The organism is Elizabethkingia argenteiflava (assembly GCF_009904105.1).
Lineage (GTDB): Bacteria > Bacteroidota > Bacteroidia > Flavobacteriales > Weeksellaceae > Elizabethkingia > Elizabethkingia argenteiflava.
The window spans coordinates 1-472 of the sequence record NZ_JAAABJ010000287.1 but is presented as its reverse complement, the minus strand read 5'-3'; the positions used below and the strand labels follow the sequence as shown (position 1 = coordinate 472).

General features: G+C 41.1%; 1 pseudogene. It reads right to left on the bottom strand.

Going from position 1 to position 472, the window contains the following annotated elements:
* Positions 1-472: pseudogene (locus GNY06_RS14015) on the bottom strand (transposase); the annotation flags it as partial.

Genomic DNA, 472 nt, shown 5'->3' with positions numbered 1-472 from the left:
CTCCAAATTTAACATAAAGTTGTGATAATGCCATACCCCAGTTATGGATAGGCATTGTCCATTTTTTACTGATATTCTGTATTACCAGATACATTAGCTTCATCAGTGCCTGTTCTGAAGGAAAAGGATTTTGCGTATCTGGCGATGTACCCCTTCAATTGGATTGGTAGTATATATGATTTTTCGTACTACCTCATCGTACTCGAAGAATGCTGAGAGATCTAACCAATTGTCCAGCCAGGATTTGCAGGTCAAGGGATATTTTTTTGCCCACTTTTCTTCAAAGGCAAGCAGCCTTTGATTTTCCTGCTCTTCATTATTAGCCTTTTAGATTGGCTTCATATCTTCCATAACCGCTTTTTTATCCCTGTCAGGAACATAGCGCATGGAGGAGCGGATTTGATGAACCACGCAAAGTTGTACCCTGGTTTTAGGAAATACAGCCTCAACCGCTTCGGGGAAACCTTTCAGG